Origin of the sequence: Actinophytocola sp. (genome assembly GCF_036378875.1) — a bacterium.
In the GTDB taxonomy this organism is placed as follows: domain Bacteria; phylum Actinomycetota; class Actinomycetes; order Mycobacteriales; family Pseudonocardiaceae; genus Actinophytocola.
On record NZ_DASUVO010000064.1, the window covers coordinates 1 to 15,198 of the forward strand.

The 15,198-nt window shown below is 67.8% G+C and carries 12 protein-coding genes and 1 tRNA gene; 5 read left to right on the forward strand and 8 right to left on the reverse strand.

Going from position 1 to position 15,198, the window contains the following annotated elements; genetic code table 11:
* Positions 1-1,073 precede the first annotated feature (1,073 nt).
* The 5 genes from VF106_RS18785 to VF106_RS18805 form a co-directional block, all read right to left on the reverse strand.
* Positions 1,074-3,137 (reverse strand): ATP-binding protein, encoded by a 2,064-nt coding sequence (locus VF106_RS18785; protein ID WP_330841047.1) that lies wholly within the window; start codon positions 3,135-3,137, stop codon positions 1,074-1,076.
* Positions 3,138-3,292: 155 nt separating this feature from the next.
* The gene (locus tag VF106_RS18790) at positions 3,293-3,532 is read right to left on the reverse strand and encodes a hypothetical protein (protein WP_330841048.1); all 240 of its coding nucleotides are present in this window, start codon (positions 3,530-3,532) and stop codon (positions 3,293-3,295) included.
* A 134-nt stretch (positions 3,533-3,666) separates the two neighbouring features.
* Complete coding sequence (locus tag VF106_RS18795) at positions 3,667-4,716, reverse strand: tyrosine-type recombinase/integrase (protein WP_330841049.1); 1,050 nt, start codon at positions 4,714-4,716, stop codon at positions 3,667-3,669.
* The gene (locus VF106_RS18800; RefSeq protein ID WP_330841050.1) at positions 4,713-5,183 is read right to left on the reverse strand and encodes a hypothetical protein; all 471 of its coding nucleotides are present in this window, start codon (positions 5,181-5,183) and stop codon (positions 4,713-4,715) included. The genes VF106_RS18795 and VF106_RS18800 overlap by 4 nt, the downstream gene beginning before the upstream one ends.
* A 109-nt stretch (positions 5,184-5,292) precedes the next feature.
* A tRNA-Leu gene (locus VF106_RS18805) sits at positions 5,293-5,376 on the reverse strand.
* An 84-nt stretch (positions 5,377-5,460) separates the two neighbouring features.
* On the opposite strand from VF106_RS18805, the gene VF106_RS18810 reads away from it, so the two are divergent.
* Together VF106_RS18810 and VF106_RS18815 are read left to right on the forward strand one after the other, a co-directional pair.
* Positions 5,461-6,771 carry a M20/M25/M40 family metallo-hydrolase gene (locus VF106_RS18810; protein ID WP_414639016.1) on the forward strand — a complete coding sequence of 437 codons (1,311 nt, stop codon included), beginning with the start codon at positions 5,461-5,463 and terminating at the stop codon, positions 6,769-6,771.
* Between the two features lie 301 nt (positions 6,772-7,072).
* Positions 7,073-7,603 (forward strand): DUF2231 domain-containing protein, encoded by a 531-nt coding sequence (locus VF106_RS18815; RefSeq protein ID WP_330841052.1) that lies wholly within the window; start codon positions 7,073-7,075, stop codon positions 7,601-7,603.
* A 4-nt stretch (positions 7,604-7,607) separates the two neighbouring features.
* Here VF106_RS18815 and VF106_RS18820 read toward each other — a convergent pair whose 3' ends face one another.
* Entirely contained in the window at positions 7,608-7,820 is a 213-nt protein-coding gene (locus VF106_RS18820) for a DUF5703 family protein (RefSeq protein WP_330841053.1), read from the reverse strand.
* Positions 7,817-8,803: a YncE family protein gene (locus VF106_RS18825; RefSeq protein WP_330841054.1), complete on the reverse strand. Its 987-nt coding sequence runs from the start codon at positions 8,801-8,803 to the stop codon at positions 7,817-7,819. Before VF106_RS18825 ends, VF106_RS18820 begins: the two co-directional genes overlap by 4 nt.
* A 316-nt stretch (positions 8,804-9,119) precedes the next feature.
* Between VF106_RS18825 and VF106_RS18830 the strand changes: the two genes are divergently transcribed.
* On the forward strand, positions 9,120-12,233 hold the full coding sequence (locus VF106_RS18830; RefSeq protein ID WP_330841055.1) for a family 78 glycoside hydrolase catalytic domain: 3,114 nt from the start codon (positions 9,120-9,122) through the stop codon (positions 12,231-12,233).
* On the opposite strand, the gene VF106_RS18835 is transcribed toward VF106_RS18830, so the two are convergent.
* Positions 12,230-13,201, reverse strand: coding sequence for an aldo/keto reductase (locus tag VF106_RS18835; RefSeq protein WP_330841056.1), 972 nt, complete (start codon positions 13,199-13,201; stop codon positions 12,230-12,232). The two genes, VF106_RS18830 and VF106_RS18835, sit on opposite strands and share 4 nt — an antisense overlap.
* A 94-nt stretch (positions 13,202-13,295) precedes the next feature.
* Here VF106_RS18835 and VF106_RS18840 point away from each other — a divergent pair, with 94 nt between their 5' ends.
* The gene (locus tag VF106_RS18840; protein WP_330841057.1) at positions 13,296-14,345 is read left to right on the forward strand and encodes an LLM class F420-dependent oxidoreductase; all 1,050 of its coding nucleotides are present in this window, start codon (positions 13,296-13,298) and stop codon (positions 14,343-14,345) included.
* Entirely contained in the window at positions 14,342-15,193 is an 852-nt protein-coding gene (locus tag VF106_RS18845) for an undecaprenyl-diphosphate phosphatase (protein WP_330841058.1), read from the forward strand. Before VF106_RS18840 ends, VF106_RS18845 begins: the two co-directional genes overlap by 4 nt.
* The last annotated feature ends 5 nt before the right edge of the window (positions 15,194-15,198 follow it).

The following is a 15,198-nucleotide window of genomic DNA, read 5'->3' on the forward strand; positions in this document are numbered from 1 at the left end:
GCCCGGCTTCCACCGCCGCGACAGCCCGCAACCGCATCGCTTCCAGCGTCTGATGATCAAGCTTGCGGCCATCGTCTTCGCGCATACCTGATTCTCGCAAACATCGAGATCAAAGTCGACTAACTAACGCGCGTGTTGGTACGTAGCGGCTTAACCTCATGGTTGAAGTCAATCAGTTCTCTTCGAGTATGTATGCGCGCACCGTCGGGTCCTTTGCGTACAGGCTGCCGCCTGGTGTCATAGTGCGTGTCACCCCGTGCGTGCGAGTCCAAGTGGCCACGGGGTCGAGCCCGTCACGTACGGGTCCCACGGGCGCCGTGCCATTCTTGACGTCCGTTATGAATTGCGCTGCGTCGTGCGCAAAACCGCCAGGCCGAGGATTGGTCACTTCCCTGATCGCCCGCGGAGGAGCCTCTTGCTCGTCCGAACGGAGCTCCAGATCCTGGTAGCCGAGGTAGATGCGGTGGGGATGATCCTGGAAACAAACGACCCTGACCGGGTCGTGCTCGACAGTTTCGGGCTGGTCTCGCATGTGTCAACTCCTGAACTGTGCGATCGCATGATTGCTGTGTGCTCACAATATTCATCGGTCAGGTGGGTGGATCGCAAGACGAAAGATCGAGTTGTCGAATTACTACCCATTTGAGTGTACCTCTAATGGGTTACTATATAGTTTGTTTAGCTGCTGCTATGGCCTTTCCGGCCTTTCCTCTCGTGATGAAGCGGCGTATTCAGGAGGGTGAGGTAATTCCTGCTGATATCGAGATCCATCCTCCAGGTAGCCAGCGAACATCGCCGTGAGCGCCAGCCTGTCTTCGTGGCTGACCTGGTCTACCGGCTGATGTGGAGTATGGAAGCGGCCCGCGTGTACGAAGACGCACAGGGTAACCCCTCCGCCGTCGCACTCGACGGGTCGGCACGAACCGCGATCGAAACCGATACCTTCATGCGACCGGCCTCCATCCTGATCCGAGTCGGCTTCGACCATCGTGGCACCGCCATCGAGCAGACCGATGTGACGTTCGACTCGACTGGAGCTATGCCGGACTGGATCGCCCAACTTGACCCCGAGGTCACCAGGCCACCGACTGGCCGACAACGGAGTCCCACGAGGCATGGCGACGGTTCGCGAACCGTGCAGGGCGGCAACGACGCCGGCGATGGCGACGACAAACCGCGCGGCTTGACAGCATCACCTGGTCCGGACCTGCTCCGCAGGAAAGCACCCGGTTGCGTGTGACGAGTGGTCCGACGGGGAGATCGAGCTCTGGTCGCCGGGCTATGAACCCGTCGGTACTGCCGAAATCCGGCTCAACCCAGCCAAGGAAGGCATCCTTCGCGAGCGACGACTGAGCGACGGACCAGGTATCGAGCTGCACTACCGGGGACCTGACGACCTGTTCTGCGACGGACGTTAAGCCCTGATGGCGACACTGCGGCCGAGCTGGGCACGCAGCCCGCGCGCCACGGTGCTCTTCTTGGCACCGGAGTTTCCACGCAACACGATCAACTGCGCATGATTGCGCCGGATGGCATTGGATGCGGCGATGTCCGGTGATCGCGGTGACGTAGTTGTTGAGCTGACCATATTCGACCATCGTGACTCGCATGGGGCGTTTGAGTTCGACGACGAGATTGCGGTTGCGTTCGCTTTCGGGGAGGTGTCGGTAGAACACCAGGTCGACGCGCTCCTGTTTGCCCGAGGGCAGCTTGACGGGGGTGGGAGCGAACTCGGTGGTCTCCGACTTCGTGACGATGTCCTTGACAACCCGTGTCAGACCAGATTCGGACAGTGCGAAGGTCCACTCGTCACCGAAGATCCACGGTTCGTTGACCAGCATGGGATGCAGTTGGTCGACCTCGCGGAACACCTTGCGTGTCTCGTCGGCGTACAACAGGCGTCGGAGACCGGTGACGAAGTCAGCGCGGTCTGCCACTGTCTGTGCTGAACGGATGATCGCCCCGAAGGTGGTCCGTTCCAACAGGTCGACCATGACGTCCTGCTCCTCAGCAGACAAGGTGAGGACCTTGGAGAGGATGCGGCGGGTCTTGGTGGGTTCCGCGCGAGTCGCTTCCTGGAGGAGGCGCAGTGACAGTTCCTTCTGCTGTCGGTCTTTCCCGATCGCGGGGCTGGCGACCACGGCGACGATGTCGAAGACCTCGCGTTCTACTTCTTCGGTGGGCGTGAGTGGTTCACCGGTGTACGGGTAGACGCCCTGGGATTTCCACTCGGCGATGATGGTGCCCTTGCGCTCGTCGAGGCGTTGATTCAAGTAGCTGACGAGGACACGGTGGGCTGCGTCGAGCAGTTCACCGTGGCGCATGTCGGGCACCACGAGGTCCGCCTGCGACATGAGTTCCTCATCGCGGAAGCCTTCCCACAGAAGGTAGGCGCTCCAGTGCACCGGGGCCGGAGGCAGTCGCGTGAGCTTGTGTTCGGTGACGACCCCACCGTGTTCATCGCAGAGGAAGAGCTTCTTGGAGCCCATGTCCTCGTCCCACTCCACCACGCGCAGCGTGGCTGCTGCCTTGCCGTGCAAAGCATCGCCGGGCACCGGCACCTCGAGGTCGGTCTGGTCGATGACATGCGAAGCAGGGGCCAGAGCACGTCCGCGGTAAGTAACGGTGACGTCGGGCAGCGCCAACAGCGAGCCAGCAAGCCGCGCGGTCAAGGGACCGTTGACGTCGCCCTCGACCAGGTAGACAGCGCGGGACGTCTGCCGAGCAGACATGCGCACTGTCGTCCCCCTGGGCCCGTTGGACGGCTGAGGGTCGCTGAGGTCGAACTCATCAGGTGCGCTGCGTGAGCCGCGAATGACGGTCGCGACGAAGGAGTCCCCGTCCTGGACCACAGTGCGCCATTCGACGGTATCCGCGATCCCGTAGGTCAAGAACCGTCCTCGGCCGAGTTGCCCGTGGAGCGGGCGGTGGATCTCGGGCGAGAACCGTGTCGTCTTCTTCCAGGAATCCCCATGCGTTTGGAAGTACTGAGGGACGTCCTCATGCTTCATTCCATGACCATCGTCGGTGACAACGATCTCGTGGGTGCTCTCGAACGCATCAAGCTCGATCGTGACGTCGACCCTCGTCGCTTCGGCGTCGATGGCATTCCAGATCAGCTCACCGACGATGTCCACCGCGCTCGCTCGGTCAACGTGGGCCAGGATCGTGTTCTTCCCCAGCTTGGACGCGCATCGTTGTCACCGGCTTAGCCTACTGAGACAACGCGGGCCCACCAGCCGACAGGAACCACCGACTCGGATGCGCGCTCGCGCGGCGCAACCACGGTGCGCTAGTCACTGGACGGAAGCCGTTTCCACGTCGGACCGTTACGCAACGTGCTGGCGGGGATCAACGCGGGGCGGCGCTCGCCCTCGTCAGGCTCGAACCACACCGTGTCGTCGGCGAGAACAACCCATCGGCCACCGCCGACTGGTCGGCGAGCTTCGACGAAGACCTCGACACCCTTGTCGGTGTCCGCACCTGACTCTCCGGCCACGTCTGGGCCGCCGTTTTCGCTGCTCTCAGCCATGGCTGCAGTCTTACATTCACCACTGACGGTTCGTCGTACGACTCGGCACAGGTTACCGACACGACCTCGGATATGCCGACGCTGGTACTGGTACCGGTCTCACGCTGAAGACCGGTACCAGTACCAGCGAGCGGTCAGGCAGCGAGCGGGTGCGGCTCGCCGGTAAGAGCGGCCAAGGCCGTGGCGACGTCGTGGACGGCGGCCTTGACGTAGGTCAGAGTGGCGTTCTTGTTGTCTCCTTCGTCGAAGTGGCCGGCGTAGGCGTGAGCGATCGCGAAGCCGAAGTTGCGTTCAACCCAGGTGAGGGTGGTGTGCCGGATCCAGTGGGCCGACACGTTCAAGGTGGTCACCCAGGGCAGGTAGCGGCCGAGGCGATCCCACAGGTGGTTGTACCGACGGTCGGTGATCGGATTCCCGTTCCGATACCGCAACAACTGACGGTTAACGTCAGCGGCCGCGCCGCGTTGCTCAGCGTGCTCGACAAGTGCGGTCATCAGGGTGCGGGACACCGGCTGCCAGCGGGCAGTGCCCTCCTTCTCCCGCAGGTACACCAGGCACTGGTCCCGGTTCAGATCGCGAGGCCGCAGGGCCAGAGCCCCGCCGGTCCGGCACGCCGACTCGGTGTGCAGCCGGATCAGGAGGGTGTCCAGTTCGGGATCGTCGCCGGTGGTGCCGGCATAGAAGTTGATCTCACTCATCTGGGCGTTCGAGAGCGCGTGTCGGGTGGAGCCCTGCCGGCGCGGCTTCGTCGTCTTCGCGGCGGGGTTCTCGTCCGGTTTGATCAGGCCGTCTTTCTCGGCGTGCTTGTAGAGGCAGCGGAGGGCGGCGATGAAGTTCTCCGCGGTGCCGCGTCCGCCGCGGGAGTTGCGGCGCTGGACGGCGCCTGCCTTGATCTCCTCCTTGAACTGGTCGATCTCGGTCGGGGTCGGGTCGAGCAGGCTGCGTCGGCCCCATTTCGCGGCGATCCGTTTCCAGTAGGACCCGTAGGTGCCGGCGGTTCCGGGTGTGACTGCGGCCTCGACTTCGGGGATGTACTCGTCGAAGGTCGGCACGCGGGGCCGGTCGGCGGGGTCCTGCATCAGGTCGGCCGGGTCGACGCCCATGCGCTGCAGCAGTACCCGTGCGGCCTCCACGACTTCCCGGTCCGCTTGCGCGCTGGCGGCCTGTGTCGTCTGGGTGGTCATCGCGGGTCACCTCCGGTGGTGAGGGAGGTGTGGTAGGCGGTGATCATCGTGTCCAGCGCGGTGAGAGGGTGCACGACAAGCACGTCGTGGTGGGGGTCGGCAGCCAGCAGGACTCGGTTGCCGGGGCGGACGCCGCTGCGGTGCCGGACCGTGGCCGGGAGGACAAGGTAGGGCTTCGGGCCCATGGCGAATGCACCGGCTGGGTCGCGGTGCGCCACCACGGATCCGCCGACCAAGGCGATGTGGAGGCGGTCATCGGGTGTCCAGCCGAGGGCCTGGATGGTGTCCCGATTGGACACGACACCCCAGGTGTCGATCTTCCCCATCCCGTACACGAGCGACCCGGCCCGGGGAGGGGCGAGCAGTTCGGCGACTGGCAGCCGGCCGCTACGAGTGGCGAGGAGTTGATGCCCAGCGGACGCTGACAAACGAGGCGGCACCAGCGGAGCGACCTTACGCTCAGCCATGGTGCCCACCCCCGACCAGCACCAACGGGAGGCAGGCTAGGGCGCGATGAGACCGCAGGCAGGGGTGAGTGAAAGACTGGTTGCTTCCAGGAAATATCTTGGGGATCTGTGTCCGAGGGGGGACTTGAACCCCCACGCCCTTGTCGGGCACTAGCACCTCAAGCTAGCGCGTCTGCCATTCCGCCACTCGGACTCTGTGGTGCGCACAGCGTAGCGGATGCTTTTCAGTCCCTCGCAGGGGGCTCGGCAATGGTAGGAAGGCCCCGTGACCGAGCTGATGAACCTGTCGTCTCAGGACGAGGCTGTTGAGCTGACCAGCGAGCTCATCCGCATCGATACGACCAATACGGGGGAGGCCGCGACGACCGTGGGGGAGCGGGCGGCTGCCGAGTATGTGCTGGGGAAGCTGGAGGAGGTTGGGTACGAGACCACGTACGTGGAGTCCGGGGCGCCTGGTCGGGGGAACGTGTTCGCTCGGCTGCCGGGGGCCGATCCGGGGCGTGGGGCGCTGCTGGTGCATGGTCACCTGGACGTGGTGCCCGCTGACCCCACCGAGTGGTCCGTTCACCCGTTCTCCGGTGCGGTCCAGGACGGGTACATCTGGGGCCGGGGCGCCGTCGACATGAAGGACATGGTCGGTATGACCTTGGCCACTGCTCGGCGGTTCAAGCGGGACGGAGTGGTCCCGCCACGTGACCTTGTCTTCGCTTTCCTCGCTGATGAGGAGGCTGGTGGGGCCTTCGGGTCGCAGTGGCTCGTCGAGAACCGGCCTGATCTGTTTGACGGGGTCACCGAGGCGGTGGGTGAGGTTGGGGGGTTCTCCGTCACGCTCGGTGAGGATCTGCGTGCCTACACGATCGAGATCGCCGAGAAGGGGATCGCGTGGATGCGGCTTCGGGTTCGGGGGCGGGCGGGGCACGGGTCGATGCTGCACGACGACAATGCCGTCACCAAGCTGGCCGCCGCGGTGGCTCGGCTCGGGGAGCACGAGTTCCCGATCGTCCTCACCGACTCTGTGCGTGCCTTTCTCAGCTCGGTCACGTCGATCACCGGGATGGAGTTCGATGAGGACGATCTCCCGGGCGCCGTGGCGAAGCTCGGGCCCTTCTCGCGGGTCGTGGGGGCCACGCTGCGCGACACGGCCAACCCGACGATGCTCTCGGCCGGCTACAAGGCCAACGTGATCCCCTCCGTGGCCGAGGCCGTTGTGGACTGTCGGGTGTTGCCCGGGCGTCAGGAGGCCTTCGAGCGCGAGCTGGACGAGATCCTGGGCCCTGACGTCGAACGGGAGTGGGTCACCCACCTGCCCGCTGTCGAGACCACCTTCGACGGGGACCTCGTCGACGCCATGACCGCGGCCGTGCAGGCCGAGGATCCCGGGGCTCGGACGATCCCGTACGTCCTGTCTGGAGGGACCGACGCCAAGGCCATCCACAGCCTGGGCATTCGCTGCTTCGGGTTCGCGCCGCTTCGGCTGCCGCCCGACCTGGACTTCACCGCTTTGTTCCACGGGGTGGACGAGCGGGTGCCCGTGGACGCCGTGCGGTTCGGCACACGGGTGCTCGACCGCTTCCTGCGCACCTGTTGAGCGAACGGCCTCACGAGGGCTGGGGAGTCCGCCGCGGACGTCGCTGTCGTGGTCCGCGACCACCGAGGGCATCGCGCTCGAGTTCGCCGCCGGGCAACCCGTGGGCATGCCCGGGCGGCTCGCGTTCGGCGCGGGCACTTCGTCACCGTCCCCAAGCGCCGGGCACATGTTGCCCCTGAGGCGCGCGCGGAGATCGTGCCCAGGATAATCGCCCAGGTCCGTCAGGTCCTAACAGGATGAACCTTCCGGCCGAGCGGTGCGTAAGCAGCTGATAATCATTGTCCGAGACAACGGAGGCAACGTGCCCGAATTCATTGACGGTCTCCCGGTGCACCCCCTGGTCGTGCACTTCGTGGTGGTGCTTCTCGTGATCGCCGTCCTCGGGTCCGTCCTGACCGCCGTGTGGCCGGCTGTTCGCCGCCGGTACGGGTGGCTCGCTGTCGCGGCCGCCGCGGTGGGGACCGTGCTCGTGCCGGTCGCGACCACCAGTGGGGACAACCTGTCCAGCCGGTTACCGGAGAATGACCTGATCACCGAGCACGAGCGGCTCGGGGACCTGATGCTGTGGTGGGCGCTGGGCCTGACCGTGGCGGTCGGCGCGCTGATGGTGGTGCACACGATGGCGGCGCGGAAGGCCGCGGTGGCGGTGGGGGCCGGGCAGGAAGACACCGAACCCGCGGCGAAGGCCCCGGCCCTGGTCATGATCGTGCTCGCGCTGGTGACCGTCGGCGTCGCGGTCGGCGCGGGCATCCACGTCTACCGCGTCGGCGACGCCGGCGCGCGTGCGGTCTGGGAAGGTGTCGAGAACCTTCCCGTGCAGAGCGGCGGCTGAGTCCTTACGTGCTCAGCCCGGGTAGGAGCCCGCGGGCGCGGCGCCGTTTGAGCAGCACCCGCCGGCTTCCGTCCGAGTAGAGCCGCACGTTGGACAACTCCCAGCCGGCGAACTCGGCGTGGATGGAAAGCTGCGTGGCCGCTGAGCGCCGCGAAACCCCGGGCGGCAGACGCAGCGGCCGGTACTCCCAGTCCCCGTCGATCACCTCTGAACTCATATGGAAATCACCTGAATCCCATCTCCAGTGCCGGACGCGACGATCACGCGTCCGGTTTCCGGGTCCACCGCCACGGTGTTCGGCTGGGACACCGTCGGGAACCGGTACTTCTCCTTCGGCTGCTCGCCGGCCACCTCGTAGCCGACCACCTCGTTCGTCTCTGTCAACGTCACCCAGGCGATGTCGCGTTCCGGGTCGTACGTGATGCCATACGGCGCGCCAGCGACCGGGTAGTTCTGCCGCAGCAGTAGCGGGTCGGCGGAGAACGCGAGCAGCGCGTCGCCCCGGGTGTCGGTCACGAGAACCCGGCCGAACCGGTCGGAGACGGCGTTGGTCGCGCCCTGCCCGGCACGCAAGCCCTCGGCGATACGGCCGTCACCCACGTCGAGCCTGAACACGGCGTTGCGTAACCGGTCGAGTACGACCGCCCGCTTGCCCGTGGACAGGACCTGGTCGGCGCTCATCAGGTCACCGCTGATCGTCCGTTGGACCCGTGACCCCTCGACGACCGCGACCGCGCGCTTGTCCCGCAGTGCGACCAGCGTGCTGCCGTCGAACGTGGTGGCGCTGACCGCGTCTCCCTGGACCTCGGTGGCCGGGCTGGTCCGGCCGTCGGGCACTCCAATACGGACGACTTGACTCGCAGCCGTCGCCAGGAAGCCGTCGCCGCCCGTGGTCAGCGACTCGGCGGCCAACGGCACGGAACCGGTGGGCGCGAGAGTGTCGCCGAGGTGGAAGAGCTGGACGGCGCCGTTCGTCGCGACCGCGAGGGTGGCCGACGTCGGCTCGAACGCCATCGCGGTCACGCCGCCGAGCGCGGTCACGGTGCCGGCCGGGGTCGTGCTGGCTGGCGGTGACTCGGCCGCGGCCGCCGCCACCGGATTGTCGGTCACCATGAGCTGGTCGCTCGGCTGGTTCGAGGAGCAACCAGACCCGACCGCCGCGCAGACCACCATCAGCACGGCTACCTTGCGACGCAACATTGACCTCCGGCACGTCCCGTGTGTCACGCCGGTGGCCCCATGTCGCACCAGCGGGACATCTGTCCAGCATTCCCTAAAGTTTGACTGGACGCTAACCCCCGTTACGGGGTGTCGCTCCGCCGGGCTTGACTACTTACTGTCAACCGCTGGTCACGGCTGTGACGATGAGTGGACGTCGCCCCTCTGACCGCTAGTAAGCGGTCCATCACGTTCGGTCAAACGGAGCATTGTCCTCGCCCGTACCCACCCTGATCATGGATTGAAACGTTCACACAGCTGTCGTGGGCCCAACGAAGGGAATGCGATGGGCGAGGGCATGAGCCGCCGAACCTTCCTGCGTGGTTCGGCAGCCAGCGCTGGCGCGCTGGCACTCGCGGCCGAGACATCGGCCGCCGACCCGAACCACTCACCGGTGATCATGCGAACGACAGTCGAGTCCGCTCCGACCCTGCTCGGCACGGACGTCTCCGCGCCGCGGCTCTCCTGGGTCGTGATCGGGGCGGGCACACGTCAGACCGCGTACCAGGTGCGCGTCGACGACGTGTGGGACTCCGGCAAGATCACCTCAACACGAACCGTCGGCGTCCCCTACGGCGGACCGCCACTGACACCACACACGCGCTACCACTGGCGCGTACGGATATGGGACGAGCGAGGCCGCGTCTCACCATGGCATTCGGCCGGCTGGTGGGAGACGGCGTTCCTCGGCACGGCGTGGCAGGCGCGGTGGATCGGCGGTGCCCCCGTCGAGGCACCACCCGGCTTCGGCGGAGCCTCCTGGATCTGGTCGCCGGACGCCACACCGAGCGACGCGCCCGCCGGACCGCGCTGGTTCCGCCGGACCGCGGACCTGCCCGCCGGCCGGACGGTCACCAGGGCGCTACTGGTCGCCACCGCGGACGACGACTTCACGCTCTACGTCGACGGGGAACGGGTGCTGCACTCGCCCGAACAGGTCGACGGCTGGAAGATCGGCCGGTTCACCGACGTCACCAGGCGGATCCAGGGCTCGCGCCTCACCCTCGCCGCCGTGGCCACCAACCGCGGCAACGTCGCTGTCAACCCGGGCGGCCTCCTGGTTCGGCTCGTCCTCGACCTCGACGACGGCACCCAGCACCAGGTGGTCACCGACGGCGAGTGGCGGGTGGCCGACGCCGAGCATCCGGGCTGGCAACAGCCGGACTTCGACGACAGCGCGTGGTCACGGGCGACGGTCCTCGCGTCCTACGGCGCCGGACCATGGGGCACCCAGGGCGAAGTGGTGGTCGAACGGCCGGCACCCGTGCTGCGCCGCCAGTTCACCCTGGACAAGCCGGTGGTGTCGGCACGGCTGTACATAGCAGGACTCGCCTACTACGACGCCGAGCTGAACGGCCGCCAGGTCGGCAAACAGGTCCTGGACCCCGGCTTCACCGACTACGACGAGACCGTCCTGTACGCGACACACGACGTGACCCGCCTGCTCTCCCGGGGCGCCAACGAGATCCAGGTGACGCTGGGTCGCGGGTTCTACGGCCTGACGACACCCAACGTGTGGAACTGGCACCGCGCGCCATGGCACGGCGAGCCGCGGCTGCTCGCCCAGCTCGTGGTGCACCACCGGGGCGGCGCGATCACGACGATCGGCTCGGACACCGGCTGGCAGGTCGCCGACAGCCCGACCATGTCCGACTCGATCTACGCGGGGGAGACCTACGACGCCCGCCACACTCCGACCTGGCAGCCGGCGACCGCGCTCGACCCGCCCCGAGGCACGCTGCGCGCACAGCAGCACGAGCCGATCGAGGTCGACGAGACCGTGACCCCGGTGTCGATCACCGCCCTCGCAGACGGTTCGTACGTCGCGGACATGGGCCGCACCATGGCCGGCTGGACCAGGCTGACCGTCTCCGCGCCGGCCGGCACCCTCGTCGGCCTGCAGCACGGGGAGCAGCTCAACACCGACGGCAGCGTCCAGGGACGCAACGGGCACGTGCCGGGCCGCCACCAGTTCGACGAGTACATCTGCGCGGGCACGGGCGTGGAGGTCTGGGAGCCCCGCTTCTCCTACAAGGGCTTCCGGTACGTGCAGGTCACCGGTCTCGACGAGGCACCGAAGCTGGTCGGCCGCGTCGTCCACAGCGCCGTGCCCGACACCGGCGGGTTCCGCTGCTCGGAGCCGTTCTTCGAACAGCTCGAACGCGCGATGCGCCGGACCATCCGCAACAACCTGCACGGCATCCCGACCGACACCCCCATGTTCGAGAAGAACGGCTGGACCGGCGACGCGCAGCTCGGCACCACCGTGATGATCTACGCGCTCGGGATGCAGCGGTTCCTGACCAAGTGGCTCGGCGACCTCGCGGACAGCCAGAACACGGCCGGGCAGCTGCCGGTGATCGTGCCGAGCGGCGGTTGGGGCTACCAGCAGCTGGCCCCGTCCCCCGAGTGGACGACGGTGTACCCGCATGTGTTGCGCGAGATGTACCGGGTCTACGGCGACGACCGGGTGGCCACGGAACACTGGCCGGTCCTGGTGCGGTATCTCGACTGGGAGATCGCGCGGCTGCGGGACGGGCTCGCGATCACCGCGCTCGGTGACTGGCTGGCTCCCGGCTACGAGATCCCACCGGAGGACACCCGGCTGACCGCGACCGCCTATCTGCACCGCGCGCTGCTCGCCACCGCGGAGCTCGGTGACCTGCTCGGGCACGCCGACGTGGCCGCACGGTACCGGCAGGTCGCGGGCCGGTGCCGGGACGCGCTCAACGCGACGTTCCTGCGTGACGGCGCCTACCGCACCGACAAGGACCCCGGCTACCGCCAGACGTCGAACGCGATCCCGCTCGCGTTCGGCATGGTGCCGGCCGACGCCGTGCCCGCCGTCGTGGACAGCCTGGTCGCGGACATCCGGGAAAGGGGCAACCACCTCAACACCGGTGCCCTGGGCACGAGCGTGCTGCTGCCGGTGCTCACCGCGCACGGCCACGCCGACGTCGCGCACGCGCTGGCGACCCAGCGGACCTACCCGAGCTGGGGCTTCTGGTTCGACAAGGGCGCGGACACCATGTGGGAGGCCTGGCCGCTGGACTCGCGGTCGCGGGGCCACTACTTCCTGGGCACGGTCGTGCAGTGGCTGTACGAGAACGTCGCGGGGCTGCGGCCGGGTGACGCGGGCTACGAGCGCTTCGTGGTCCGCCCGGACGCCCGGGTCGGGGTCAGCTGGGCGAAGACGTCCATCGAGACGGTCCGTGGCCGCGTGGCGGTCGAGTGGTCGGGCACCTCTGCGGTGACGCTCACGGTCGGGGTGCCGTTCGGTGCGACCGCCGAGGTGCACGTGCCGACGACGGGACCGGTGACGGCGCCCAGAGGTGCGACGTTCCGCCGCACCGAACCGGGCTTCGCCGTGTATGAGGTCCCATGCGGCAGGTGGCGGTTCACCGGCCGCTAACCGAGGCGCTGTTCCGGGTAGCCCAGCTCGATGTCGCTCACGTCGTCGAGTGCCGCCCGGATCGCGTCGGGCAGGGTCAGCTCCTCCGAGACGAGGGAGCCCAGCAGCTGCCCGGTGTCGCGTGCGCCCACGACAGCGGACGCGACACCCGGGCGGTCACGGACCCATGCCAGCGCCACCGACAGCGGCGAGGTGGCGAGCCCGTCGGCCGCGGTGACGACGGCCTGCACGATCCGGGCCGCGCGCTCGTTGCGGTGGTGGTCGACGTACGGGGCGAAGTGCGTGGACGCGCCGCGGGAGTCGGCCGGGGTCGCCGCGCGGTACTTGCCGGTGAGCACCCCGCGGCCCAGCGGTGCCCACGCCAGCAGCCCCAGCCCGTGGTGGGCGGCGGCCGAGGTCACCTCGCGTTCGACGCCGCGTTCGAGCAGCGAGTACTCCACCTGCGTGCTCGCCAGGCAGGACGGCTTGCCGCGTTGCTGTGTGGCGGCTGTCGCCAGCTGCCAGCCCGAGTAGTTCGACACGCCGACGTAGCGGACCTTGCCGCTGGTCACGGCCGCGTCCAGAGCGGAGAGGGTCTCCTCGAGCGGCACCGCGGTGTCCCAGGCGTGCAGCTGCCACAGGTCGACGTGGTCCACGCCGAGCCGGCGCAGTGAGCAGTCCAGCGCGTGCAGCAGCGCGCCGCGGGAGGCGCCGCCGCCGAACGGACCGTCGTCCCGCCGGGCGACGGCCTTCGTGGCGATCACCAGCTCGTCGCGCGGCACGAGGTCGTCGAGCAGACCGCCCAGGATGCGCTCGCTCTCACCGTCGGCGTACACGTCCGCCGTGTCCACGAGCGTGCCGCCGAGGTCGGCGAACGCCACGAGCTGGCTGGCTGCCTCGTCGGCGTCGGTGTCCTGGCCCCAGGTCATGGTGCCCAGGCCGATCCTGGACACCCGCAGCCCGCTGTGCCCGAGGTGTCGTTGCTCCACCGGGCGAAGGGTACGGGCAGTGTCGCGTAACCGCTGGCAGGCACACCGGCATCGCCGTTTGGGCCGAGATGTTACTGCGCGGTAGGGTCCGCTCATGCGACTCGGACTGAACCTTGGCTACTGGGGTGCCGGCAACGACGCGAACAACCTCACACTGGCACAGGAAGCCGACCGGCTCGGCTACTCCGTGGCCTGGGCCGCGGAGGCGTACGGCTCCGACGTGCCGACCGTTCTCGCGTGGGTCGCCGCGCAGACCGAACGGATCGACGTCGGCTCGGGCATCCTCCAGATCCCCGCTCGCCAGCCCACCATGGCGGCCATGACGGCGGCGACGCTCGACACGCTGTCCGGCGGCCGGTTCCGGCTCGGGCTCGGCGTGTCCGGGCCGCAGGTGTCCGAGGGCTGGTACGGCGTCAAGTTCGACAAGCCGCTCGGCCGCACCCGCGAGTACGTCGACATCGTCAAGCAGGCGCTGCGCCGCGAACGGGTTTCCTTCCAGGGCAAGCACTTCACGCTGCCGGTGCCGGACGGTCCCGGCAAGCCGCTGAAGCTGATCGTGCACCCCGTGCGTGCCGAGATCCCGATCTACCTCGCCTCGATCGGCCCGAAGAACCTGGAGCTGACCGGTGAGATCGCCGACGGCTGGCTCGCGGTCTTCTACTCCCCGGAGTACGGCCCCGAGTCGCTCGAGCTGATCCGCAAGGGCCGTGAGAAGGTCGGCAAGACCATGGACGGCTTCGACGTGGTGCCGACCGCCCCGATCGTCGTCGGAGATGACTGGAAAGTCGCCGCTGACCAGATTCGGGCTTATGCGGCGCTTTACATCGGTGGCATGGGCAGCCGGGAGCAGAACTTCTACAACAACCTCGCCTGCCGCATGGGTTACGAGGCCGAGGCCGCCGAGATCCAGAACCTGTACCTGGCAAAGGACTACGCGGGCGCCGCGGCGAAGGTCCCGCTGGGTTTCCTCGACTCGACCGCGTTGCTCGGTCCCAAGGAGCGGATCGCCGAGAAGATGCAGGCGTTGGCCGAGTCGGGGGTCACCACGCTGACGGTTTCCCCGGTACTGCAAGATCTGGAGCACAGCATCGCGGCACTGCGTGTCGCGGTGGAAGCTCTGGATCGCGCGGGAGTTGGTAGTTGAGCTGGCTCGAAGCCCTCGTACTTGGCCTCATACAAGGACTCACGGAGTTCCTGCCCATCTCGTCCAGCGCGCATCTGAGAATCAGCGCGGCCTTCGCGGGCTGGGACGACCCCGGTGCGGCGTTCACCGCGGTCACCCAGCTCGGCACCGAGACCGCGGTGATCATCTACTTCCGCAAGAAGATCGGCCGGTTGCTCGTCGCCTGGTTCCGGTCACTGCGCCGGGGGGCGTCGTGGAGCGACAACTCCGACTCGCGGATGGCGTGGCTGGTCGTCGTCGGCACGATCCCGATCGCCGTGCTCGGCCTGCTGTTCGAGGACGACATCGAGCACGCGTTCCGTGACCTGCGACTGATCGCGACCACGCTGATCGTGTTCGGCATCCTGCTCGGGATCGCCGACTACGTCGGCCGCAAGGAACGGGATCTCGACCACCTGACCGCGCCGCACGGTATCGCTTTCGGCTTCGCGCAGGCACTCGCGCTGATCCCGGGTGTGTCCCGCTCGGGCGGCACGATCACCGCGGGCCGGTTGCTGGGCTACAAGCGCGCGGAGGCGGCGGAGTACGCGTTCCTGCTGGCCGTGCCGGCGGTGTTCGCGTCCGGCCTGTACCAGCTGAAGGACATCGGTGGGGACGACTCGCCGCCCTGGGGGCCCACGATCGTCGCCACGATCGTGGCGTTCGGGGTCGGCTATGCCGTGATCGCGTGGTTGATGCGGTTCATCTCCACGAACAGCTTCATGCCGTTCGTGGTGTACCGGATCGCGCTCGGCATCCTCCTCATCGTGCTCGTCGCCACCGGGGCGCTCGCGCCCGACGCCGGGCCGGTGCTCGCGCCGCCCAAGTAGTTAGG